The sequence below is a fragment of the Niallia yueguangensis genome, from assembly GCF_052663115.1.
Genome location: NZ_JBQTCX010000011.1, coordinates 145,966 through 171,950, shown reverse-complemented (window position 1 = coordinate 171,950; position 25,985 = coordinate 145,966). Strand labels below are relative to the sequence as shown.

The 25,985-nt window shown below is 35.8% G+C and carries 21 protein-coding genes and 1 other annotated feature; of the genes, 5 read left to right on the top strand and 16 right to left on the bottom strand.

All coding sequences use genetic code 11. From position 1 onward, the window contains the following. Nucleotides 1-85: 85 nt before the first annotated feature. The 6 genes from cls to alsR form a co-directional block, all read right to left on the bottom strand. Nucleotides 86-1,603: a cardiolipin synthase gene (gene cls / locus ACTYA4_RS12510; protein ID WP_443481152.1), complete on the bottom strand. Its 1,518-nt coding sequence runs from the start codon at nt 1,601-1,603 to the stop codon at nt 86-88. Between the two features lie 148 nt (nt 1,604-1,751). Next, entirely contained in the window at nt 1,752-2,408 is a 657-nt protein-coding gene (gene mecA / locus ACTYA4_RS12505) for an adaptor protein MecA (protein WP_443481153.1), read from the bottom strand. A 433-nt stretch (nt 2,409-2,841) separates the two neighbouring features. After that, the gene (gene spxA / locus ACTYA4_RS12500; protein WP_248560495.1) at nt 2,842-3,237 is read right to left on the bottom strand and encodes a transcriptional regulator SpxA; all 396 of its coding nucleotides are present in this window, start codon (nt 3,235-3,237) and stop codon (nt 2,842-2,844) included. Between the two features lie 492 nt (nt 3,238-3,729). Then, nucleotides 3,730-4,305, bottom strand: a complete 576-nt coding sequence (locus tag ACTYA4_RS12495) for a GNAT family N-acetyltransferase (RefSeq protein ID WP_443481154.1) — start codon at nt 4,303-4,305, stop codon at nt 3,730-3,732. A gap of 24 nt (nt 4,306-4,329) precedes the next feature. Next, nucleotides 4,330-5,490 (bottom strand): putative glycoside hydrolase, encoded by a 1,161-nt coding sequence (locus ACTYA4_RS12490; RefSeq protein WP_445505676.1) that lies wholly within the window; start codon nt 5,488-5,490, stop codon nt 4,330-4,332. Between the two features lie 777 nt (nt 5,491-6,267). Continuing rightward, entirely contained in the window at nt 6,268-7,155 is an 888-nt protein-coding gene (gene alsR / locus ACTYA4_RS12485; protein ID WP_443481155.1) for an acetoin biosynthesis transcriptional regulator AlsR, read from the bottom strand. Between the two features lie 148 nt (nt 7,156-7,303). On the opposite strand from alsR, the gene alsS reads away from it, so the two are divergent. The 3 genes from alsS to trpS all read left to right on the top strand — a co-directional run bounded on the left by alsS (nt 7,304) and on the right by trpS (nt 12,095). After that, entirely contained in the window at nt 7,304-9,019 is a 1,716-nt protein-coding gene (alsS, locus tag ACTYA4_RS12480) for an acetolactate synthase AlsS (RefSeq protein WP_443481156.1), read from the top strand. 209 nt (nt 9,020-9,228) lie between these two features. Then, nucleotides 9,229-9,996 carry an acetolactate decarboxylase gene (budA, locus tag ACTYA4_RS12475; RefSeq protein WP_443481172.1) on the top strand — a complete coding sequence of 256 codons (768 nt, stop codon included), beginning with the start codon at nt 9,229-9,231 and terminating at the stop codon, nt 9,994-9,996. Nucleotides 9,997-10,234: 238 nt separating this feature from the next. After that, nucleotides 10,235-10,539, top strand: a binding site (T-box leader). Nucleotides 10,540-11,105: 566 nt separating this feature from the next. After that, on the top strand, nt 11,106-12,095 hold the full coding sequence (gene trpS / locus ACTYA4_RS12470) for a tryptophan--tRNA ligase (protein WP_443481874.1): 990 nt from the start codon (nt 11,106-11,108) through the stop codon (nt 12,093-12,095). 192 nt (nt 12,096-12,287) lie between these two features. Here trpS and ACTYA4_RS12465 read toward each other — a convergent pair whose 3' ends face one another. The 4 genes from ACTYA4_RS12465 to ACTYA4_RS12450 form a co-directional block, all read right to left on the bottom strand. Then, entirely contained in the window at nt 12,288-13,034 is a 747-nt protein-coding gene (locus ACTYA4_RS12465) for a YjbA family protein (RefSeq protein ID WP_443481873.1), read from the bottom strand. 434 nt (nt 13,035-13,468) lie between these two features. Next, nucleotides 13,469-14,116, bottom strand: a complete 648-nt coding sequence (locus tag ACTYA4_RS12460) for a DUF2268 domain-containing putative Zn-dependent protease (RefSeq protein WP_443481872.1) — start codon at nt 14,114-14,116, stop codon at nt 13,469-13,471. Between the two features lie 500 nt (nt 14,117-14,616). After that, nucleotides 14,617-15,855: a beta-ketoacyl-ACP synthase II gene (gene fabF, locus ACTYA4_RS12455; protein ID WP_443481871.1), complete on the bottom strand. Its 1,239-nt coding sequence runs from the start codon at nt 15,853-15,855 to the stop codon at nt 14,617-14,619. 314 nt (nt 15,856-16,169) lie between these two features. Next, nucleotides 16,170-17,102 carry a beta-ketoacyl-ACP synthase III gene (locus ACTYA4_RS12450; protein ID WP_443481870.1) on the bottom strand — a complete coding sequence of 311 codons (933 nt, stop codon included), beginning with the start codon at nt 17,100-17,102 and terminating at the stop codon, nt 16,170-16,172. A 394-nt stretch (nt 17,103-17,496) separates the two neighbouring features. Between ACTYA4_RS12450 and ACTYA4_RS12445 the strand changes: the two genes are divergently transcribed. Next, nucleotides 17,497-17,856 (top strand): hypothetical protein, encoded by a 360-nt coding sequence (locus tag ACTYA4_RS12445; protein WP_443481869.1) that lies wholly within the window; start codon nt 17,497-17,499, stop codon nt 17,854-17,856. 85 nt (nt 17,857-17,941) lie between these two features. On the opposite strand, the gene ACTYA4_RS12440 is transcribed toward ACTYA4_RS12445, so the two are convergent. The 4 genes from ACTYA4_RS12440 to ACTYA4_RS12425 all read right to left on the bottom strand — a co-directional run bounded on the left by ACTYA4_RS12440 (nt 17,942) and on the right by ACTYA4_RS12425 (nt 21,294). After that, nucleotides 17,942-18,136 (bottom strand): ComZ family protein, encoded by a 195-nt coding sequence (locus ACTYA4_RS12440; protein WP_443481868.1) that lies wholly within the window; start codon nt 18,134-18,136, stop codon nt 17,942-17,944. Nucleotides 18,137-18,152: 16 nt separating this feature from the next. Further along, on the bottom strand, nt 18,153-19,034 hold the full coding sequence (locus tag ACTYA4_RS12435; protein WP_443481867.1) for a BMP family ABC transporter substrate-binding protein: 882 nt from the start codon (nt 19,032-19,034) through the stop codon (nt 18,153-18,155). A 223-nt stretch (nt 19,035-19,257) separates the two neighbouring features. Continuing rightward, nucleotides 19,258-20,046 (bottom strand): hypothetical protein, encoded by a 789-nt coding sequence (locus ACTYA4_RS12430; protein WP_443481866.1) that lies wholly within the window; start codon nt 20,044-20,046, stop codon nt 19,258-19,260. Between the two features lie 510 nt (nt 20,047-20,556). Continuing rightward, on the bottom strand, nt 20,557-21,294 hold the full coding sequence (locus ACTYA4_RS12425) for a lipase family protein (RefSeq protein WP_443481865.1): 738 nt from the start codon (nt 21,292-21,294) through the stop codon (nt 20,557-20,559). A 757-nt stretch (nt 21,295-22,051) separates the two neighbouring features. On the opposite strand from ACTYA4_RS12425, the gene ACTYA4_RS12420 reads away from it, so the two are divergent. Beyond that, on the top strand, nt 22,052-22,243 hold the full coding sequence (locus ACTYA4_RS12420) for a YjzD family protein (protein ID WP_443481864.1): 192 nt from the start codon (nt 22,052-22,054) through the stop codon (nt 22,241-22,243). A 147-nt stretch (nt 22,244-22,390) separates the two neighbouring features. Here ACTYA4_RS12420 and clpB read toward each other — a convergent pair whose 3' ends face one another. Both clpB and ACTYA4_RS12410 read right to left on the bottom strand, forming a co-directional pair. Continuing rightward, nucleotides 22,391-24,988: an ATP-dependent chaperone ClpB gene (gene clpB / locus ACTYA4_RS12415; RefSeq protein WP_443481863.1), complete on the bottom strand. Its 2,598-nt coding sequence runs from the start codon at nt 24,986-24,988 to the stop codon at nt 22,391-22,393. Between the two features lie 363 nt (nt 24,989-25,351). After that, on the bottom strand, nt 25,352-25,531 hold the full coding sequence (locus tag ACTYA4_RS12410; RefSeq protein WP_443481862.1) for a YjzC family protein: 180 nt from the start codon (nt 25,529-25,531) through the stop codon (nt 25,352-25,354). Between the last annotated feature and the right edge of the window lie 454 nt (nt 25,532-25,985).

Sequence of the window (25,985 nt, the reverse complement as noted above, 5' to 3'; positions counted from 1 at the left end):
ATCAATCACCCTTTTCTAATTGCTCTAAACTAAGTTATGGCAATACATGAAGAGGAATTTATAACTGCGAAGTTTGAGTTACTATTTATAATAAAGGAGACAATAATCTTGAAGTAGATTCAAGAATCCGAAAGCCTACATGTCTTTTATTGAAAGATTCCGCTTTTAATTCTTTCGCATGGTCCATATCATTTACTAATTCATTTACTAGTTGTTTCGTGCTTTTCGTTTTATATAAAAATGCACTTACTTCAAAATTGAGATGGAAGCTGCGCATATCCATATTACAAGTCCCTATTGAAGCAATCTCTCCATCTACTACAACGATTTTGCTATGCATAAACCCTTTTTCATATTCATATATTTTCACACCAGCTTCTAGCAGTTCAGGAAAATAAGAACGAGATGCATGAAAAACAATTCTTTTATCTGGCTTATTTGGAACTAATAATCGCACATCTAAGCCACTTAATGCAGCAATGTTTATAGCAGAAAAAATATCTTCATCTGGAATAAAATAGGGAGTAGCAATCCAAATCGATTTTGTCGCAGATGTCATCATGCTAAAAAATATATTTTTAATTACGCTCCATTCATTATCAGGACCACCTGCAATTAACTGAACACCACCATGTGTATTCTCTTCTGAAATAGGTGATAAATATTCATTTGTTAAAAAACTGCTGTTTGTCATATAAAACCAATCTTGCAAAAAAATTAACTGCAGCGTTCGAACTGCTTCTCCTTTTACCATTAAATGCGTATCTCGCCAAAATCCAACTGATGCATTTCGACCTAAATATTCATCCCCTATATTTAATCCGCCAACAAAACCAATACTTCCGTCAATTACAATAATTTTACGATGGTTTCGGAAATTAAATTTGCTGTTTAAAACAGGCATTCTTACTGGACCAAATGCAACCATCTCTACCCCTGCATGCTTTAGCTGATTAATAAATTTTTTCGACAATTGCCAAGACCCAACTGCATCATAAAGAAATCGGATTTTCACCCCTTCTTTTGCCTTCTTTATTAACACAGATTTAATTTCTTCGCCAATCTTATCATGGCGCACAATATAATACTCTAAGTGAATATGATGTTTAGCCATATTTAGTGCTTGAATAATAGCGGAAAATGTTTCATCCCCATTTGTTAGTACATTCGTTGAGGTACCAAAAGAAATCGGAGTATTTCCTAATTTTTCAGCTAAACGAAAAAGATTCCGTTGGTGCACTTCTAATTTTTCTATTTTCTCTTCTGATCCATCACGCATTTCCGTTTCTATACGCAGAAACATTTCTTTATCTAAAAAATACTTTTCCCGGTAGATTCGTTCCTTTCGATAATTTCTTCCAAATAGTAAATAAAAAATAAAACCGACAATCGGAAAACTTCCTAAAACAATCAACCAAGTTAATGTTTGTGTTGGGTGTCTATTTTCAAAAAAAATAACAAACCCAATAAAAGTAACAGACAAGCTAATGACTAAGCTTAGCTGTCCATATACTCCACCTTTGATCGTAATAAAAAAGTTAGAAATATAAACAAAAAGTCCTGCTACTGCCAAAAAAATACTTAACCTAGCTGTATGATTCATTCAAAACACCCGCCCATACTTCTCTGTCTAATTTAAAAAGTTTTTTATCATCTCCAGTGAAATTATACCCGAATACAACGAATCCCACTCTACTTCACAAACTAATTTTTAGTTAAAAAATACCGATTTCAAATGAAATCGGCATTCTTTAATGAAAATACTTTTTTAATTCAGTAAATACTTCATTTTCAATTATTATATTCCCATATTCTTCTAATACATGGACCGTCATTTGTGTTTCATGACCATATTCTAAAAGAATACTTAATGCGTTATCCACATCGTCTTCTTCTATTGTTTCATCTAAGAATTCCACATATAAATAATACTGGTTTTCATAGCTGTATAATTTTGTATCCAGATCGTTTATTCCCTGAAGTTTAGAAAGGGAAATGATATCTTCAAAATCCTTAAATGCAATAATAAACTCTAATGGATCCTCAAAGTCACCATCACTATCATTTACCGTAAAATGCTCTTCCATTAATTCTTCAAAGCCATCTACCGGTAAATCTTTCAATTTTTCTTCTGGGATTGAAATTTCAAACTTTTGACCATCCTTTGATAGCTGTGCTCTAGTCACTAATATTTCTAGCCCTTTATCTAATGCTTGAACTTGTATCCATAATGGACCATCTAAAATAAAATCTTCTTCTTGATGTACTTCATCCATCATTTCCCAAAAAAGTTCTTCGCTTCTTTCCCTGTTATACCAAATTTCCTCACGCTTAAAACCGCGTTCTTCTATATCAATGTACGAAATATAAAACTTTACTGTATGATCATTAATACGTTCAATTTCCATTCTGTAACACTCCCTTCAGGCTATGATGGAAGGGACTAATACCCCCATACAGATACTCGTCTTATTGTTTACTCCTTGTACTTATATATTCTATGACAAAAGCGAATGAAATGGAATTAAAATATACTGAGAATTAGAAAAACCATTATATGCCTATTCAAAGATTTTTCACATTTGTACTTAGTAGTATTACCGCTAAAAAATATTTCAATCAAAAGAATAAGCATGCAATAAGTATTCTATTCCATTCTATATCCTGATGATAACAAAATGGATGATTACCCTGTATTTTACCATTATCCGTTTATCTGCACAAATTTTATCACTTTTTAAGCATTTTTATGCTAGTACTATATAAAAAGGTCTGACATCTCTATACCAATAATAAAAATAGGTATAGAAATAGTCAGACCTCTATAAAAATCAAGCTATATTAATTAACTAACCGCTGTGCTTCACGCAATTGGAAAGTACGTACTTTTCTTGGTAAGAAACGACGAATTTCATCTTCGTTATAGCCAACTTGAAGTCTTTTTTCATCAATAATAATTGGACGGCGTAAAAGCCCTGGATTATCTTTTATTAGTCCAAATAAATCTTGTAATGGCATTGTTTCTAAGTTAACATTCAGCTTTTGAAATGTTTTGCTTCGTGTTGAAATAATCTCGTCTGTACCATCCTCTGTCATGCGAAGTATTTCTTTAATTTCTTCGATGGAAAGTGGTTCAGAAAAAATATTTCTTTCTTTATAAGCTATATCATGTTCTTCTAACCATGCTTTTGCTTTTCTACAAGATGTACAACTTGGTGAAGTGTATAATGTGACCATTTTACAAATTCACACTCCCTTTATTTAGACATGTATTTAAGTTACTATTACAACTACTTGAGTTCATCAAATTCTTAAATTATAATTAGTTTAATCAAGTAATTTATATTGATTATTATACACTATATATTGATAATTTGGTATATGTTTTTTAAAATATCATTCTCTGTTGCATAAATTTTTTTTACTTCCTACATAATATGACTTTTTCGTACGAATCATGATTATTTTTTGTTGGTTTCTCCTCCTTTTTTTAGAATTCTTCCACAAAAGTTTAGGAATTCTATTATTTGTTGCAGGTTATTAATATAGACGATTGAAAAGCAAAAAGGTTTCATTTTTTTTATTTATTAACCATATTTCTTTTCTATTACAAGAAAATTTCAACCCGTTGCATCTTTATTTTACCTTCTATTTATTCTCAATTAAGACATTTTTATTGAAAATTCGATACAAACATACATACTATTTTTCATAAATCTACAAAATTGGTCAAATTTCATCAAAAATATTTTCTTTTTCAGGATCGTCATGTACAAAAATAACTTGTTCTGCAGGTTCATACGATTGACCATAAAATTGTTTATCATTATACGTATGTATTTTCTTATACGTTTTTATAAGAGCTTGATAAACAACTTCTTCCCCTTCATTATTTGGTGCCCAATATAAGATTTCCATTTTATTTACTGTGTTTGTAGCCAGCGATTTTCGTTTATATCCAATTGTTTTTGCATGTTGAAAACCTTCTCTTTGATAAAACTTTACCCTTTTTTGTGTATCCGTATCTTTATAGTCAACCGGCTCTACTTCTAAAATAATTGGTTTGCCTTTATCTTTTAGTTTTTGCAGCAATTTATGCCCTATTCCTTTTCCTCTTGCTTCTGTGGAAACATATAAATAATCAATAAAAATAAAATCATCTACCTCCACATACATCAAAACATGATACTTGCCTTCGTCTTTATGATAAGTATCTGGAAAATCTTTTAACAATGCTTCCATATGTTCTTGTGATTTCATTTCTTCTATTGGAAAATATTCATTTAATTTGTCATACCAATGCATATTTTTTATCACCTCAAGCTTTGTTTATTTTTTCCTTTCTGGTGTATAGTCAACATTTTTTGTATAATTGCTTGCTGCATTCCATAATAAAAACTCATTTACGCCATTATCTTGCAGTGCTCTAATTTGATCTTCCATTTGTTTTACACCATAATGCTGATAATTGCCTTCACCTAACCATGAGGCGGTAAAATCTTGCAGCCATGGTCTGGAAACAGGTGCATTTTTTCTTTTTCCTAACTTGTTTTTTTCTACTTTTATATACTCATTAACTAGTTGATATGGATGTAAATCCGGTTTATCTATACCAAAATACGCACTCCAGTGGCTAGGATAAATCATGGAGGAGATGACATCTACATGGTCGCTTATTTTTGAAAAATTCTGCCCAATCCCTGGTGCTTCCTTTAATGTTGCCGTATAACCAAAGATATCGACAGAGACTTTAACATCATATGGTTTTAATTTCTCTTTCGCATATTTTACGAAATCAGATACTGCCTTTACTCTTTTTTCCCCTTCATTACCATTTAAATGATCATAGTCGCCTTTTGAATAGCTTAACTTTGCTTCTTTTCCTTCAAACCCTTCAGGAAACCGAACATAATCAAATTGAATTTCCTGAAACCCCATTCTTGCTGCTTCTATTGCAATATTTACATTATAATCCCATACTTCTTTTTGAAATGGATTAACAAATGATTCTTGTCTGCCATTTTTCCAAACATTCTTTCCATTCATAAAGGACCATTCAGGCTTTTTTGCTGCCAATAAAGTATCTTTAAAAACGACTACCCTTGCAATTGGGTATATTTTTTCTTTTTCTAACTGCTGCAACATGAAAGGCATACTTGAAATATATGATTTCCCAATGGAATAAAAAGGCGATTCTTTTGCTGGTTTATACGTAAGATTTCCGAAATCGTCTTTAAAGTCAATCACCATTGCATTTAAATCCGTTTTATTAAGCAAGGAAATCAACTCGTTCCACTTTTCCCCTCCCGCAGAGTGTGCATTTACATATACTCCTCTTACTGCATCAGGATAGGTAAAAGAAAAGGCAGAATTTTTTAATCTCGGAAAACCATCTGGGATATTCTTTATTGACATGCTGACCTTTTTCTCTGGTTGTAAAGAATAGCTTCGCGCTCCTTCCACTCTCTTAACAAAAATGGAAGCAGGCATTATAAAAATAATCAGCAGCAAAAAAACCGTTAATCGATTGATTCTTTTTATCATAACTTTTCCCCCATTTACACAAATCTTTTTCCGTTCTATTTATCATTATTCACAAAATCAATCATTCACATTACAATTACCCGTTTCCTAATATTGTAACAAGATAATTTTATGTTGGGCATCCAATTTGCAGAAGTGGATTTAATTTTCTATTTTTTTCTTTAACTAAAGGCTATATTAAAGCTCATAGTTGATTTTGGCACGATATTGATTTTCGTCCCAGGCGTGAGACTCCTGCTGGAAAAGCGAGACCACTGAAGAAGTGTTTTATTATATAAATTATAGGTAAAACACTTATATTAAGTAGGATAAAAATGGTATAGAGTGTTTGAAAACGACCATCATGTTGGTTAGGAGAGGCGTCCCCACGACTCCTGCGGGATTAGCGAGACAGGCGAGACCCCACAGGAGCAAAGCGACGAGGAGGCTCGGCGCTCGCCCCGCGGAAAGCGTGTGGTAAGCCTCGGAAAACCGAACAAAAACATCTGATCTGATTGCTTGGATTTCCACTATCTATATTTCAGAGCATCCACTTTTTCAGTGACCTCCGTAAAGCGCCGAGGAGGCTCCCGAACCGCCCGCGGAAAGCGAACGCTATCGCTGAAATCAACAGGCAAGTTTAACAGCTCCTAACTAAAAAAAGGAGACAGAACTATTAAAAATTTACTGTCTCAGAAAATTTTTTTTACGCTCGCCTGCAAGATGTAACAACCAGCTATCTCGTTATGACGAGCTCATTTTATGTAATACATGATGAACAAAATGAAAGAGGGCTGGATTATGATTTTCCCTTTTATAAGAAATAATCCATTCCGCAATTAGTTCATCCTTTTCAATCTTTTTATAAACTACATCTAAGTTATGAGGATTTTTTGCTGTTGTTGGAATAACAGCAATACCTATTCCTGCTGTGACTAATCCAATCACCATTTGGCAGTCAGTCGACTCTTGTACAATATTCGGTTGAAATCCGTACTTTTCACATAGACTGACGAAATTGGTATACAAAGAAGGCCACGCACCTTTTGACAAAGAGATAATCGCCTCATCCTTTATATCCTTTATTGAAATGTTTTCTTGTTTAGCTAAACGATGATCTTTTGGTATAACAAAAATACTGTCACTTTGCATAAGGCTTTTGCTAATCAGCTCATCACTTGAGACTGGAGGGTGTAAAAAACCAATATCAATTTCCCCTTGTAATAATGCGGTTAATTGCTTAGGAATAGATAATTGACGAAGATCAATATCCACTGAAGGATACATACTTCTGAATTCCCTAATTGCTGGCGGTAAAATTTCATATGTAGCTGATCCAACAAATCCAATGACAATTTTCCCAAGCTCTCCCCTTGCTGTAAGACTTGCCGTTTCCACCGCCTTGTTCAGCTGATTCAAAACGGTACGGACTTGACTTAAAAACACATTTCCTGCTTCCGTCAATTCGACAAGTCGATTAGATCTATGAAACAACGGAAAACCCACCTCTTCCTCCAGATGCTTTATTTGCTGGCTAAGCGGTGGCTGCGTCATATTCAATCTTGCTGCAGCTCTTCCAAAATGAAGCTCCTCTGCTAAAGTGACAAAATATTGCAGCTGTCTAAGCTCCATAATAAGCAACTCCTTATTTATTCATTCGCAAAACATATCAAACACTCGTTAAATGTATATTGGAAATATTATCATGTTGCACGTATAGTAAATATTATCATGAAATCTACTATTTCATAAAGAATTACATTTTAAGGAGTGAAGGGTCATGAATCTTCATGAAGAAAGCTTTTATACAAAACGTGGTGCAGAGCTTGTTGTTGATACGTTGATAGCACAAGGTGTCACCCATGTATTCGCTATACCGGGTGCAAAGATTGACGCAGTATTTGATGCACTGGAGGATAGAGGCCCAGAACTAATCTTATGCAGACATGAACAAAATGCAGCATTTATGGCTGCTGCATTTGGGAGACTGACTGGCAAACCTGGCGTATGCCTTGTTACCTCAGGACCAGGAGCATCCAATCTTGCCACAGGATTATTAACCGCTAATTCAGAAGGAGATCCGGTAGTGGCAATTGCCGGAAATGTCATTAGAGCAGATCGATTAAAGCGGACTCATCAATCATTAGACAACGCTGCATTATTTAAGTCTGTTACTAAATATAGTGTAGAAGTCCAAGATGTAAACAATATACCCGAAGCATTGACCAATGCATTCCGAGCTGCTAAGTCTGGTCAATCTGGAGCAGCTTTTATTAGTTTTCCCCAAGATGTTATTACAGAAAAAACGACGGCAAAGGCTGTCTCTGCCCTTCCATCTCCAAAGCTAGGGCCAGCACAGGAAGACATCATTACTTCAGCAATCTCAAAAATTCAAAATGCTCATCTGCCGGTTGCGATTGTAGGCATGAAAGGAGGCAGACCAGCAGCAGTTAAAGCCACCCGAAAACTGCTTCACAAGCTCGGCTTGCCGTTTGTTGAAACTTATCAAGGTGCAGGCACTCTTTCGCGAGAGCTTGAAGATCAATATTTTGGCCGTATCGGTTTATTTCATAATCAACCGGGTGATCTGCTGATTGAACAGGCAGATGTTGTGCTTTCCATCGGTTATGACCCGATTGAGTATGATCCAAAATTTTGGAACGCAAACGGAAATCGAACGATTATTCACGTAGATGAAATACAGGCAGACATCGATCATTTTTATCAGCCAGAACTTGAACTAATAGGAGATATTGCATCGACAATTGAAAAGATGGAACATGATTGTTTCCATGTTAGCCTTGACAACGAGCAAAATCATTTCCTTTCAGAGCTAAAACAGCTTCTTCATGACATGGAACAGGTACCGCAAACCGACAATAAAGACCGCTCGCATCCTCTTCAGGTTATTAGTGAATTAAGAAAGCTGATCGCCGATGATGTAACGGTAACTTGCGATATCGGTTCACACGGCATTTGGATGTCACGCCATTTCCGCTCTTATGAACCGAACAAACTACTTATTAGCAATGGCATGCAAACGCTCGGTGTCGCTCTTCCATGGGCAATTGCAGCAGCTATCATTAACCCAAACGAAAAGGTCATCTCCGTATCTGGCGACGGCGGATTTCTTTTTTCTGCGATGGAACTGGAAACTGCTGTACGCATGAAGGCAAATATTGTTCATCTTGTTTGGAATGACAGCACGTACGATATGGTAGCCTTCCAGCAAATGATGAAGTATAAACGAAAATCATGTGTTGAATTCGGACAGATTGACCTCGTTAAATACGCAGAAAGCTTTGGTGCAACAGGGCTTAGAGTCGATTCTCCTGATCAGCTTTCAGAAGTGTTGAAAAAAGGGTTGGAACAAGAAGGACCGGTTATAATCGACATCCCTATTGATTACTCTGACAACAAAGATCTCGCAAGTCAAAAATGGCCAAAGCAATTTGAACAGAAATTAAGAGAGAAAACACTTTGGCATTCTAAATAAGAAAAGCAATGGCGCCCTGCTCAGCCCTGAAGAATAATGTTTTCTAAGCTCAACAAGTATTTATTGCTTATAGAGACGTTATTTTCCACAGGGGCTTGGCGACGCCGGCACTAGTACATCATGTACGTCGAAGCTAGACACTTGTCTAACTTCAAAAAGTTATACTCCCTTTAAATAAAGAATTGACAAAAGGAGTGATCATTTTGGGTATGTTAAACCCTTTACAAACAGGAATTAACCAAGATCAACAAAAAAATAACCAAGAAGTATATCAAGTTTCCACTATGACTTCATTGTTGGAAGCTGTCTATGACGGAGATTTTTCTTTAAGTGAAATACCAAAGCATGGGGACTTTGGCATTGGCACCTTTAATAAACTCGATGGAGAATTAATTGGCTTTGACGGCAGCTTTTATCGCCTTCGTTCAAACGGAACAGCCACTCCAGTAAAAGGAGAGGACAAATCACCGTTTTGCTCTCTCACTTTTTTCGAAGAAGATCTCGTCCATGAAATTAATCAGCAAATGACATTAGAAGAACTTGAGAAAGAAATAGATCGTATTTTGCCAAGTAAAAACCTATTCTACGCAATACGAATAGATGGTGTCTTCAAAAAAGTTCAGACAAGAACAGTGGAGCTTCAGGAAAAACCGTATGTACCAATGGTTGAAGCAGTAAAATCACAGCCGATTTTTGACTTCGAAGACATTAAAGGAACTATCGCAGGCTTCCGGACACCTCAATACGCACACGGAATAGCTGTTGCCGGCTATCACCTGCACTTTATTGATGACGGAAGAAAAGTTGGCGGTCATGTTTTTGATTATACAGTGGACCGAGTCACCATACGTATTTCTCAAAAGCTGAACATGAATCTACAGCTGCCTAACACAGAAGATTTTTTCATTGCTAATATTGATAACGCAGATCTTGCAAAGGAAATTGCAAATGCGGAGAGCAGTCCTACTCATAAATAAGAAAAAACAAGGCTAATCCCATGTAGATATGGAAGAGGCCTTGTTTTTTTATGATTTTTGTTATTGATATTCATATTTATATTTATGAATTTTATGACAAAATGTGATGTTAATATAGTAGTTTATTTTCATATTTCATCATCCATTCAGCAGTTCCTTTTCATTATTTTCTCAGAGTTTACTTGATTTTTTTTTTGAAATAGGATAATTTAAGACTATACTTATCCATAATATTTAAATAATTGCATTGATAAAGAGTAGTACTTATACACATGGTTTTTAGAGAGTTTGTGGCAGGTGAAAACAAACATCCATGAATAAGGAATGGACTTTTGAGCACTGAAGTGGAAATGCTTTTTTTGCAAACTATATTTCAGCGATTGCCTTTCGTTAACAAGGTGAAAGTGGCTTTTTAAGTGTGTGTTCAAAAAGGGAACAAATTAGAAGCAAGCGAACGAAGAGATTCGACGCTTATCATTTTGTGACTTTTGAACATCCTCTGTAAGCAATTTAGGGTGGCACCGCGGACCATTCGTCCCTATGTAACAGTAGAGACGTGTGGTCCTTTTTGCATTTATAAGAAAAGCGTAGGCAGGAGCTAGACAACCGTCAGACTTCAGAAGACTTATACTTTTTATCTTTTTAAAAAAGGCTGTTTTCTCAAAGTTTGTTGTTTTTTAAGTAAAAAAAGGGGAGAAAAAGTACTCATCAGACTGAATACACGTAGACTCCTATGGGAATGCGAGAAAGACGAGACCCCACAGGAGCGTATGCGACGAGGAGGCTCGACGCTCGCCCACGGAAAGCGTAGTGTATTCACGCTGCGGAACTTCTTTTCAGGGTAGACACCCATGCAACAAAATTTGCACCATGGCGCTTGGAAAGAAGCAGTCTCCACATTTATAGCGCAGAGCAGCGTGAATACACGAAGACTCCTGCGGGAAAGCGAGATAGACGAGACCCTGCAGGAGCGTAGCGACGAAGCGGCTCGGCGCTCGCCCGCGGAAAGCGTAGTGTATTCACGCTGCGGAATTTCTTTTCAGGGTAGCCATCTAAAAAAACACTGATGAACTTTTTTCAAAACATTTAATATCTGGAGGACATACTCAATGAAAACAATATTTTCTGGCATCCAGCCAAGTGGAACCATTACATTAGGAAATTATATTGGCGCATTAAGTCAATTTGTTGAATTGCAAAACGAATACAACTGTTATTTTTGCATTGTGGATCAACATGCTATTACCGTTCCACAAGATCGTCTAGTACTAAGAAATAATATTCGCAGTTTAGCAGCACTTTATTTAGCAGTTGGCATTGATCCAAGTAAGGCAACATTATTTATCCAATCGGAAGTGCCAGCACATGCACAAGGCGCTTGGATCATGCAATGCGTCTCATATATCGGTGAATTAGAAAGAATGACGCAGTTTAAAGATAAATCGGCTGGTAAAGATGCAGTTTCTTCTGCTTTATTAACGTACCCGCCATTAATGGCTGCAGATATTCTTTTATACAGCACTGATATTGTTCCTGTAGGAGAAGATCAAAAACAACACTTAGAATTAACTCGTGATTTAGCACAAAGATTTAACAATAAATACAATGACATTCTAACAATCCCAGAGGTGCGCATTCCAAAAGTTGGGGCACGTATTATGTCGCTGCAAGAACCGACAAAAAAAATGAGTAAATCAGATCCAAATAAAAAAGCAACCATTACTCTTTTAGATGAACCTTCTGTTATTGTGAAAAAAATTAAGAGTGCCGTTACTGATTCTGAAGGCATTGTAAAATATGATAAAGAAAATAAACCAGGTGTTTCCAACTTACTTTCTATTTATTCCATTCTTTCTGGAGAAAGCATCGAAAGTCTGGAAGCAAAATATGAAGGAAAAGGTTATGGAGACTTTAAAGCAGATTTAGCAAATGTAGTGGTTGAGAAGTTACAGCCAATTCAAGAAAAATATAAAGAATTAATGGCTTCCTCAGAGCTTGATGAAATTTTGGATATGGGCGCTGAAAAAGCAAATAAAGTAGCAGGCAAAATGGTGAAAAAGATGGAAAATGCAATGGGACTAGGCCGCAAACGAAGATAGTGAAGAAAAGCGGAAGCGCCTTGGTCAGCCCCGAAGAAAAATGTTCTCTTGTCTCAAAAAGTGTCTTTTACTTTTAGAGACAAGAAGTTATCTTTCACAGGGGCTAGGCGCTGAAGCTAGACAATAAAAAGCAGAAGCGCATTGCAAATCACTTTATAGACAAACTAAAAAGAGCTGGCAGCCAGCTCTTTTTTAATTTACTTTCGGACCATGCTCCATCTCCCATAGCTTTTCAAAAAATGGTTGTCCTTTAATAATCTTTTCGCAAAAATGCTCATGCTTTTCGGTCCAGCCATGTTTTGTACGTTCATATAGTTCATTCCAAGCATGTTCAAAGTTTAAATGCTGAATATCAAAATACCGCTCTGGACTCCACTCCGTGTACCAGTACCGAACTTCCGCTACGTTTTCTGAAGAATGCAGCTGATCCAGCGCCATAAAAAGCAATTGCTTGAGTTGCCTTTCTTTCCTTGTTAAGCCATTCATTATTAGAGGTTCCGGAGACAAAATATGAAATTCCTTTTTTTCTTCTTTCACAAGATAGTCATAATGAATTGTTTCTTGGTTTTCTACTAACTCATATGCTAATTGCTCTTGCCTAGGAATCATTCGGCTTTTTCTAATCGGAATGGAATATCCAATGGTGTCGACTACCAATATATCTACGCCATCTGATATCGCAAAACAATAATCAAGCTGTATTCTTTCATGGTTTTTTCGCAAATAAGCTTTTTGATAAATTTCATCCAGCAATTCTCGTGGCAATTCCGCTAAATCGTTTTCTATGTAGTTAAATAGAACAGAATCAATTTTCAACAACGGAACTTGATCTAACAACTCCACACTATCATCTTTCCGCCATTCATGAAAATGACAAATATTATAACCATTTTCTTCCCCTTCAAACCAATTTACCCAAACATCATGAAGATAATGCATATTTTAACCCCTCACTTCATCAACTGTTTGTCAATCAGTATGGGCAGACAGCAGTAAATTTATTCCTGTTTTTTGCTTATACTGTTAAATGTTTCTTTTGTGAAAAAAGGATGGAGCTTCACATATTGTAACTGCATCTGTATTGTTATATTGCTTATTCATTTTGTTTTCAAAAACAAGTATTTTTTGAAAGGCTGTTTTCTCAAAATTTGTTGTTTTTCACATAAAAAATTGGAGACGAAGTACTCAGCAGACTGAATACACGTAGACTCCTGTGGGAATGCGAGAAAGACGAGACCCCACAGGAGCGTATGCAACGAGGAGGCTCGACGCTCGCTAAACGGACGAAGTGTATTCAGGCTGCGAGTTTAAATGCAACATTCTATACGAAAACAGCCTTTTGAAAAGACTAGAACCCATCTAATACAAGGTTTCTAGTCTTTTGTTAGCGTGCTTTCACTTACAAAATTTTCGCTTTCCAATAGAAAATATGATTTTTCAGAAAAGTTATTTTGTTTGACGAAACTTTTAATAATATAATATCCACAACTATATCCCAGCATATATGGGTATCTGCCTAAACCATATAATAATACATCATGTAAATGTTCCGATTTTTTAATGTCTAAATTCTCCACTATGTCTTCCTTCCAAAACTTCCTTATTTCCTCTTCTTTATACAAATGACACCAGCTTGCATTATATTTTTCGCCACAATGTAATTTAACGGCATATTCGGCCAATCCTTCCATCACAATGGAATCTAGCAGTGTATATTCTTCCATGTTTTTCTTTTGATGATGAATGCGGCAAACATGATGGTATTCATGAATAAATAATGCTTCTAATTCTTTTGCATCTTCTATGTTTCCTACAAATAGAAATAGTTTGTCTGAAAAAGAAACTCCTGATTTATTTTCTGTTCTCTTTCTGGAAGGTTGAAATGGGAAGATATAAATAGGAATATCAGGACCTTTCCATTTTTTTTTGTATTTTTCATCATATTTACGAACGGTATTCCAAACATCCTTTTCTACTAATAAATCAAAGGTTTCTTTTGTGTTGCGAGACGGTTTATACATGCCATAACTCATTAAATATTGATAAATCCTTCTTGGATGATCATCATTAAATAATGATTGAAATTCTTTGCAAATTTTTACAGGAGATAAAAAATCTTCTTCTAACCATTTATTTGTATCGATTACCCCATTCCATGTTCACCCTTTACACGTATTATTCATATATTTGGTAAATTTTCATGTAAGTTCAGCTATGAGACCGGATTTAATAATTTATGTTGATTTTTATAAATGGTGAAGAGGAAGCATGATTTATTCCTATCCCGTATTTCCATAAAAAACTCCCATGGAGACTCGTCCCTCGTCTTCACCATCAAAATGAAAATAAAGGCAGATACAAACCTAATAAAGGCGGCGCGAGCGGAGCCACTCTACTCTTAATAAGGATTAAAACAAACTACGGAGCACTATCCATCTTATTATTCCATTAATATTGGCGAAGCTCCGACCCCTTCTCCATAAAAAAGAGCAGCCCCCCAAACGGAACTACTCTGCTAACATTATTGATATTTTTTAAAAATAATCGTTGCGTTATGGCCGCCAAATCCTAATGAATTGCTCATCGCCACATTTACTTCTTGTTTTCGATGTGTATTTACTACATAATCTAGATCACAATCTGGGTCTGGCGTTTCAAAATTAATGGTTGGAGGAAGTACACTGTCTTTAATCGCTAAAATACTAAAGATTGCTTCTACTCCTCCTGCTGCTCCTAATAGATGACCTGTCATCGATTTTGTACTGCTCATAGGTACTTTGTATGCATACTCGCCAAATACTGATTTCACTGCCATTGTTTCAAATTTATCGTTGTATGCTGTACTTGTTCCATGTGCATTAATGTAGGATACATCTTCCGGCTGCAAGCCAGCATCATCAATGGCCATTTTCATTGCTCTTGCGCCGCCTTCTCCTTCAGGTGCAGGGGAAGTGATATGATACGCATCTCCTGTTGCTCCGTAGCCTACGATTTCTGCGTAAATAGTTGCACCTCTATTTAAAGCATGCTCTAATTCTTCTAATACTAGGATTCCGGCTCCTTCTCCCATTACAAACCCATCACGATTCGCATCAAATGGTCTGCTTGCCGTTTTTGGATCTGGATTTGTTGATAAAGCAGTGTTAGCACAGAAGCCAGCAACTGACATTCTCGTAATTGGTGCTTCCGCTCCGCCAGTAATCATCGCATCTGCGTCTCCGCGTTGAATGACTTTAAACGCATCTCCAATTGAGTTTGTTCCTGTTGCACATGCAGTTACTGTACATGAGTTTACTCCTTTTGCACCAAGTGTAATAGATACTTGGCCAGTTGCCATATCAGGAATTAACATTGGTACAAAGAATGGACTTACACGCTTATAGCCTCTTTTTTGGAAAATTTCAAATTGATTTTCGAATGTTTCCATGCCACCAATACCAGACCCAATCCATACTCCAATACGAGGTGCATTTTCATCCGTAATTTTTAAATCAGCATCTTTTACTGCCATTAAGGAAGCTGCAAGTGCATATTGAGTAAAACGGTCCATTTTTCTTGCATCTTTTTTATCCATAAACTCTTCTGCATGAAAGTCTTTTAATTCCGCAGCAACTTTTGCCGGATATTCATCAGCATTAACCCTTGTTAATGGCCCAATACCAGAAACACCTTTAACAATGTTTTCCCATGTTGTTGTTGCATCATTCCCAAGGGGCGTTACTGCTCCTATTCCTGTAACTACAACTCTTCTTTTTGTCATGTCTCAATTCTCCTTTTTCTATCATTAGTATATATATGAAAAATCAAGTATTTCGGTTGAATTTACTATAATCATCATTTGTCATATCTTAATAAAAGACTCTTTTCGTATAGATTATTGTTATTTACCCCGCAGCCTGAATACACTTCACTTCTTGCTTAGCGAGTGCCGAGCCTCCTCGTCGCTATGCTCCTGCACAAGTCTCGTCTTTCTCGCTTTTCTAAGCAGAAGTCTTCAGGCTGCTCAGTACATCAACCATGGTTATTATTTTATTCAAAAATAACCAACTTTTAGAAAACAGCCTAAATAAAACATTATTTTCCCCAACGAATAGCAATTGCGCCCCATGTTAAGCCGCCGCCAAATCCAACCATAACAATTACATCATCATCTTTAATTTTTCCTGCTTCCAACTCCTCCACAAGAGAAATAGGAATGGATGCTGCACTTGTATTTCCGTATTTGTGAACGGTTTTTGATAATTTCTCTTCTGGCAGATTTAATCTTTGTCTAGACGCTTCCATGATGCGAATATTCGCTTGATGAGGAATGAGAAAATCAACATCTTCTTTTGATAGTCCTGCTTTAACTAGAACATTTTCACTGCTTTCTCCCATTTGACGAACAGCAAACTTAAACACTTCTCGTCCATTCATTTGAATAAACTCATCTTGATAAAGATGTTTGCCGCCAGAACCATCAGCGCCTAATTCAAATGAAAGAATTCCTCTGCCTTCTGATACTTTCCCTAATACAACTGCTCCTGCTCCATCTCCAAAAAGAACGGCTGTATTTCTGTCTTCCCAATTCGTAATTTTCGATAGTTTCTCAACACCAACAACTAAAACATGCTTATAAACATTATTATCAATAAATTGTTTAGCAGTTACCATACCATACATAAATCCTGCACATGCTGCACTAAGATCAAATGCTGCTGCTTTTGTTGCACCTAATCGTTCTTGAAGCATGCAAGCAACAGAAGGAAATGGCTGATCTGGTGTAATAGTGGCTACTAAAATAAGATCAATTTCATCAGGCGATATATTTGCGTCTTCTATCGCTTTTTTAGCTGCTTCATATCCAATATCCGACGTATTTGTCTGATCATCTGCAATTCTTCTTTCTTCGATTCCAGTTCTTGTACGAATCCATTCATCATTTGTGTCTACCATTTTTTCTAAATCAAAATTCGTTAATATTTTTTCAGGCAATGCGCGTCCAATGCCAATAATTCCTGTGCCCAAAGCTCTCAGCTCCTTTAATATGACCGATTATACGGTATAAACTTCCCTTTTCAAAATAATATGCAACTTCTTATATTATTGTTTTAGTTTAATCTACTACTTCTCCATTCATTCTCCGATTTCTTATAAGAAAGGCGCCGAAGCTAGACATTCATCTAACTTCAAAAATTTATGCTATCTTATCTTACTAAGAAAAACGTTAAAGCAAGTAGATTTTTTATAAAACAATTTGTTCTTATTATATTATTATCAAATATTATGACTTGGTACTAATTTTATCAAAAAATCATGAACTTTTGCAACATTTTTTAGTTTCACTACGCCATTGTCTAATCAACTACTATATTCGTACATAGGATAGTACTAACTAATTTTATGTATTGGAGGCGTAATCATGGACGAGGATCAAGAAAGACAGGAGGATCAAGAATCACTAGATCACAAGCAACATACAGATCGTCTTACCAATTTTATGTTTGGTACAAACTATCCTTCAAATCGAAGAAAAGAAGCAGATCAAGAAGAAATAACAACAAATAGAAACCGTGGAGATGCATGGATTTTAGGAAGTAATAGAGAGAGTAAAGAAGCAGATCAAGAACAAGAAGGAAAATTTGACGCCATAACAAATTTTCTAGATCAAATAGATATCAACTTATTAATGAAAAATGTGGATAGTTTCATGACATCTGCGAATGAACTGAAACCACTCATAAAAAAAATGTCGCCGCTCATTAAAAAATGGTTAAAATAATAGCCAGTTTTTTTCAAACAGTAAAAAAAGACTTATAGACATTTTTTTGATGCCTGTAAGTCTTTAATACCTTTTATTATAGAATTTAATTATCTTTCTTTTCAGCATCTAACTTCCCTAATTCATATGCTTCGTTCATTACTTTTGTAAATAAGCTCATAAATGGTTCAATCATTTCAAATGATAATTCCACTCCAGCTTTTTCTAGTTCCGCTTTTGCATCTGGTAAATATTTCATAGCAATTTGCATAAATTCCATTGTTTTATCTTGTGTTGTCATTGTGTTGTCCTCCAAATTATTTGTTTTTTTCTTCTGGCAATTCTCCTGTTTTTATATAATGGGATATTTCTTTTTGGATTCGATCCGTGAAGTTTTTATCAACTTTAGGACTAAATTTTCCTAATGAAATAAATCTATCCTTTATTCCAACATACAAGGAACCTGGCAGAAGTTTTCCTTCATTAAAGTCTTTTGCTATTTTATCATAAATTTCTGGAATATGCAGAATTGTACTCGTTAAAACAGTAAAATTTCCTAAGCTTGATTGTTCCGATGTATAGCCAATCGCATATATGCCTTTTTCCTTCAACTTCTCTATCACAGCTATATTAAAGCCGTTTCCTGCTGAATAAATAATATCCGCATTTTGTTCTAACTGCTCATTTAATAACAATAGAGCATTTTCTTGATCATCCCAATCATAAACATAGGATGTTTTAACTGTTACATTTCTGTTTTCATATTTTGCTCCATCAATAAATCCTTGTATTTCAGACTGCGACTCAAATGCAGCTAAACTCGCTATCGTATTTGTTGTCGTCATATGTCCAGCTACCATCCCTGCAAAGAAGCCAATAGGATAGCCTTCTAATATAACAGTCGTCGTATTGTTTTTTGTTGCTTCTCCATTAAAACTGACAAAATGAATCGATGGATATTTATCTGCTATCGTATTAAAGTATTCTGCAAATAATTGGCCTTGACCAAATATTATGTTTATTCCTTTGCCTTCAAATTCCTTTATCGCTCTATCTGTAATGGCCTTAGAATTAATCCCTTCCTTGTAATACGCTTCCACATTGTATTGTGACTGGATTGTCAGTAATCCTTTATACCCTTTTGTACCCAACATTTGATCACTTATGCTTCCTTCAACAAGCAATCCTACTTTTTTCATCTTCCCTTCCCGATCAGCTTGTCCACAGGAAACAAGAAAAAAGGAAGATAAAAGAAACAAAACTGTTATAATTATTTTTATCTTTTGCATCTTTTTTTGCCTTTCTAGTCGTACTATTTCTCTTTTATAAAGGCTGTTTTGGTATAGATTGTTGTAATTTACCCCGTAGCCATGTTTATTATTTTATTCAATAACAACAAACTTTTAGAAAACAGCCAAAATATTAGTCTATATACATCTTAATATGCTTTCTTTGTACTTCCAAGTTTTCAGATATGTTTTTTTTATTATTTACAGCAATAGTTGAAATCGTATCTTGGAAAGGGATGTTGTTGTTTTCATTGCGTTCTTGATGCCATTGAAGATAATCTAGGCATTTATGCCAATGATTTTCCACTTTGCTTTTTAATAAAAAGTCATTATCCTTTCCTTGCAATATTTGATTAACTAATTCTTCCATCGCATCTTCGATATAAATAGCATCTTTTGTATATTCCTTTTTATGCTGTCGAATCGCCTTTTCTTCCGTACCTGTTAAAATTTGTTGAAATAAAAAATTTTCTGGCTGCCAAGGACCATATACAGTTGGTAAATAGAACACCTGAGACCGAATTTGATGTACATCCAGCAAATGTTTACATTCATTTATAATGCCCTCTTCTATATTATTTGGACATATTATCACTATCTTTTTCTTTTTTCTTTTTTCTCCTATTAATATGAATTCCATTTGATCAGCTGAAAGCAGCGACACTAATTGATCTTCTTTTTCTAAAGTATAGAAATCAAAAATAATCAGCATCTCGTCCTGATTTATCTCGTTAACGAAAGATGACCATTTAGTTTCCATAAAGTTTGAATTTCTCCCAAAAACCATTTTTTTATCTTCCAATTTGTCTATTTCCACATTAGGATAGGAAATACCTATTATGTTGTAACCTTTCTCTAATAAAACAGAACAAAGGTGAATTCCAATAAAATGATATGGTCCAACGATAACTGCTTTCTCCATTATAATGCCTCCTAAAAATCTTCATTAGTGTATACTATGCAATAACCGCCCAATTATTTCGTCCTGATGTAAACACCAAAAATCCTTCTTATAAAAGAACAAGCTTTTCTTAAACAGAGGACTCTGTTAAATCTCAGTGTTGATTTATAATGGTCAGGAAATTTACTCGCTTTCCGAGGAAGAAGCTTTTAACAGGCTTTTTTTCAGGGTAGACACCCATGCTAATAAAATTCGCACCATGGCGCATGAAAAGAAGCAGTATCCCTATTTTTTAGCGCAGAGCAGCCGGCATACACGAAGACTCCTATGGGATTAGCGGGACAGCCGAGACCCCGCAGGAGCGCTAGCGACGAGGAGGCTCGACGCCCGCCCCATGGAAAGCGAAGTGTATGCCGGCTGCGGACTACTCACAAGAACACCACACTTTTCAGAGTAGCCTAAACAGAAAAAAATCCCTCTAGGATTAACCCATGAAGAGATTTCTGAAAATATTAACATATAAATACGCACTTATAAGTCTTTTTCATATTCTTGAAAAAAAACAACGACTTGATTAGGTATCGCACTTCGCTTTTCTGGCAATACATAGGAAACAAATATCGGTAAACTTTTCTTTTCCCACTTTACAGATGTTTTTTTTAAGAAGTTGGATTGATAATACGATTTCCCATCATGAAGAATATGAATAATTTTTACAGGCGTATTTGCTTCTTCTATTTGAGATTCTTTATATCCTTGTAAAAAAGAAAATAATTCATCCTCATGAAGATGAAATGCAATCGAAATTTCATTACACAGTTTTTTGAAAAAGAATTTATGCTCTTTCTCCCTTTCAACATGCTCGATTAAAGATAAAATCGGATTAAAAAGAACAACAGAGCGAATATTTCCCTTCATTTCTTTCATTAATTTTATTGCAATTAACGCTCCCATTCCTTCTGCAATAATATGAATTTTTTGATTAAGTATTTCTGTACGAATAATAAATTCATATAGACGCTTTGCTAATTGACATGCTTTGTTGCTTCCCCAGTTTTTCCCGTATAAATTCGAATAAAAGATCGTATAGCCTTTTTTTAGCAGCGATTCTACTAGTTGTTTTTTCCCTTCATTTTGGATCCAAAAGCTGTTTGATTTATTAACATAATGCCTGTCGTCTCCAATAATTAAGACACCGAAACCATTTGGTTGAGGAGGATAGTGTATCATATTCCATTCGGTATCCAATTGGAAGGTTCGGTTCTTCATCACTAATACTCCTTTTTTACAATTTCTTTTTATAGAGATAAGTCCGGTCGATTTTTTGCGTCATCTTGCTTTCCTCTCCTCACGTATTAAATAAATAGGTTCTGTTAAACGATCATGTTGTTTATAGAAAGGGAATCTACGATACTCCTGTGGAAAAACGGGCTGGCAAGACCCCCGATTAGAAGTACAAGCTAGAAGACTTGCCAGTTCGTCCTCGGAAGGGAGTGGATTCCCTGACCTTTTGAAAATCAATAACGGCATTTAACAGAGCCAAGAACAAAAGCGCAAGCGCCTTGAACAGCTCTGAAGAAAAATGTTCACATGACTCAAAAAGTTCTTTTTACTTTTAGAGGCATGAGGTTATGTTTCACAAGAGCTAGGCGCTGGAGCTGGATGTGGACACAACCGCCAAGTTATCCACAATCCCATTTCGTTTATAATTTCCTAGACGATAAATAGAGAATTATCAACGGGGCTCCACGTCCTTAAACTTCTCGGCTCTTGTTGTCCTCTTTTTTGAATACATACTATAATGTATGAGTAACTTATTAAAATGTAAGGGAATCTGCCTATATTTCACTATTTGTTTTGGGGATGCATGTAAACGTAGCCATTAAAGGCTAGGATAATAATTCGTATAATTGTAAAGCATATGACGAATCATTTAAAAAATTGCTTCTGTCAATGAATAGACATTTATTATTTATATCCGTTGTGATAAGATGAAAAAGAATTGAAATTATATGAGGTGATTAATATGCGTTTGATCGTAACATTCTTTTGGGCATTCTTACTTTCTCAAATGTTAACATACGTTATTAGCTCTATGAGTGGGATTCCATTTAACTTTAATACTGGCGTTATACTAAGTGTTATTTTTACTGTTCTAGTTAGTTTGCTAGCGTCCATTTTTCCAAATGATGATGCTCATGAAAAAGGTGTTCATTAATTTATATTATAGAACGTTTGAGCAATCAAAACTAGAATAATTTAACTTATTTTTATTCGGCTACATAGTATAGTTCTATAATCGAATTAGGAAAAGAGAGGGATAATGTTTCATCGTCCCTCTCTTTTTTATAGGACATTTTCGTAATCATCGATGTGTTAATACTATTTTATTGTCTTTTACATCAATAATGACATTATCATCCTCTTTTATTTTTTCCGCAATAATTTCTCTTGCTAACGCTGTTTCAACAGATCTTTGTAAAAACCTTTTAAGCGGTCTTGCTCCAAACACTGGGTCGAATCCATTAACTGCTATATATTCTTTTGCATCATCTGAAATAGCAATCGTAATTTGCTGATCACTCAGTCTTGTTTGTAAACTCGCCACTAACTTAGAGACAATTTCTTTGATTTCCGTTAATGCCAACGGCTTAAACAGAATAATTTCATCAATCCTGTTTAAAAACTCTGGACGAAAATGAGCCTTTAATTGAGACATTACCCCTGCTCTCGTTTCCTCCGCTATTTCTTCTTGATCTGTTTGCTCTAATAAAAGATGAGATCCAATATTGGAAGTCATAATGATGACCGTATTTTTAAAATCAACAGTTCGACCTTGTGAATCCGTTATTCTCCCATCATCCAATACTTGTAATAAAATATTAAAAACTTCCGGATGGGCTTTTTCTACTTCATCCAGCAGTACTACAGAATATGGTTTTCTTCTAATTGCTTCTGTTAATTGGCCTCCCTCTTCGTATCCTATATATCCTGGAGGTGCTCCAATTAGTCGAGAAACAGCATGCTTTTCCATATATTCAGACATATCAATACGAATAATCTGGTCTTCGCTGTCAAATAAACTAGTTGCTAATGCTTTTGCCAATTCAGTTTTCCCTACACCAGTTGGTCCTAAAAATAGAAATGATCCAATTGGTCTATTCGGGTCCTTTATGCCCGCTCTTGCTCTTAATACCGCATCACTGACTAATTTAACGGCCTCTGTTTGCCCAACTACTCTTTCATGGAGAATATTTTCCAGCCTCAGTAGTTTCTCACGCTCTTTTTCGACCAATTTGGAAACCGGTATTCCTGTCCATCTTGCTACTATATTGGCAATTTCATCTTCTGTTACTTCCTCGCGCAATAATCGTTGTTCTTTCGTTTCATTTACATTTCCCTCTAAATTTTGCAGTTCTTTTTCTAATAATGGAATTGTTCCATGTCTTAATTCTGCGGCTTTATTTAAATCGTAATTGTTTTCTGCCTCTTCCAGCTCTCTTTTTTTCTTTTCTAATTCTTCTTTTTTCTCTTGAATCTTCTGCAACCCTTCTTTTTCTAATTGCCATTTCGCTTTTAATGCATTAGCTTTTTCACGAAGATTTGCCAGTTCTTTCCCAATGATGCTTAGTCTCTCTTGACTTAAAGTATCCTCTTCCCTTTGAAGAGCTGCATCTTCAATTTCCAATTGCATAATTTTTCTCGTTAATTCATCGATTTCAATTGGCATAGAATCAATTTCTGTCCGAATCATCGCACATGCTTCATCTATTAAATCAATTGCTTTATCCGGTAGAAAACGATCAGTGATATATCGGTCAGACATCGTTGCTGCAGCAATTATTGCTCGGTCTTGTATTGCGACACCATGGTGTATTTCAAACCGTTCTTTTAATCCCCTTAAGATAGAAACTGTATCTTCTACCGTAGGCTCCGATACAAGCACCTGCTGAAAACGGCGCTCCAAAGCTGGATCTTTTTCAATATATTGACGGTGTTCATCCAATGTGGTTGCACCAATGCAGTGCAACTCCCCACGCGCTAACATCGGCTTTAGCATATTGCCAGCATCCATTGCTCCATCCGTTTTTCCCGCACCAACGATTGTATGGAGTTCATCAATAAATAAAAGAATCTGTCCATTGCTGTTTTTTACTTCATGCAGCACAGCTTTTAAACGTTCTTCAAATTCTCCTCTAAACTTTGCTCCAGCAATTAAAGCACCCATATCAAGAGAAAAAATCGTTTTATCTTTTAAGCCTTCTGGCACATCTTTGCGGACAATTCGTTGGGCAAGTCCCTCGACTATAGCTGTTTTCCCAACGCCTGGTTCGCCAATCAATACAGGATTATTTTTTGTTTTTCTTGATAAAATACGAATAACATGCCGGATTTCATTATCTCTTCCAATAACAGGATCTACTTTTCCCGCACGAACATCTGCAACAAGATCCCTTCCATACTTTGTTAATGCTTCATATGTTGCCTCCGGATTTTTGGATGTCACCTTTTGATTCCCCCTTATTTCCATCATTACATTCACTAATTTTTCTCTGCTTATATCCATCTCATTCAGGATTTTTCCAACGGTGGAGTTTTTTTCTGAATAGACGGCGAGTATAAAATGTTCAACGGAAAGATACTCATCCTCCAACTTTTTTCTTTCCTCGTCTGCTTGAACGATTATTTTTTGCAGCGTACTTGTAATATAAATGTTCCCTTGGTTTGTACTGCTTAATGTAACTTCTGGCTTTTTGTCTAATTCTTTCGTTAATTTCTTGATCAATATTTCATGGTTAATGCCCAATTTATTTAATATAGATCGTAATATATTATCTTGCTGCTCGATGATTGCTAGAAATAAATGGATATCATCGACTTCTTGATGCTTTGCTTTGATTGCATTTGCTTGGGCTTCACTAAAAGCTAATTGAACTTTTTCTGTCATTTGATCTATGTTCATAAATAATAGCCCCCTTTGACCTTTATTGACCTTTAATTATATTATAGGCTTTTTTATCCATATGTAAAGCCATCCGTTTGTTACTCCGGATGGCTTCAAAGTGTAGACAAAGTGATTTTAGCAAAAACTTTCAGGCTGATCGACAACGTTTGTCTTTCGAGGCGTGAAGCCTTGGGAGGAGCGGCGGGCAACAGGATGTTGGTCAGAACGACGTTGCCACAGGACGTGGCGTAGTTAGTCGTTCATCCTCTGTTACCCAGTAATGAGCATCCGAGCAAGGCGAACAACGAAGAAAGCGAGCGTTTGTCGACAGCCTGAAGCTATCCGTTTGTTACTCCGGATGGCTTTTGGGAAAGTTATATCTTAAGGTTTTCTTTGGTAAGTCCATACTCTATTATGGTTAGAAGTTTCAGGAAAACGGTCTCCAGCTTTCATCTTTAATCTTTGCGGATTATTCACATTGCTGCCTGTTTCACCAATTTCTATATATAAACCATTATTAGGAGCCTTTTGCCCTGAACGAAACTGTCTACTTTGTCCCATTGTATGCCTCCTTAAAAAACTGTCAATGAAACTTTATACAGTTTTATTAACTGCTTTTTTATTATCTCCTTTTTTTTCACTTACATGATGGGAATTTTTATTTATTTTTTTCAGAAGGCTGTTTTCTAAAAGTTGGTTGTTTTTGAATGAAATAATAAACATGGCTGAAGCACTGAGCAGCCTGAATACACGTAGACTCCTGCGGAAAAAGCGAGACAGACGAGACCCCACAGGAGCAAAGCGACGAGGAGGCTCGGCGCTCGCCCCGTGGAAAGCGAGCGGTAAGCCTCGGAGAACAGAACGGAAACCCTTACTTCCTATTTAGTTGCTTATTTTCCTTTTTTTGAATCCTAGCTTAATGACATTGGGCTCCGTCCGCGGAAAGCGAAGTGTATTCAGGCTGCGGGGTAAATAACAACAATCTATACGGAAAGAGCGTTTTTCAGAAACAAAC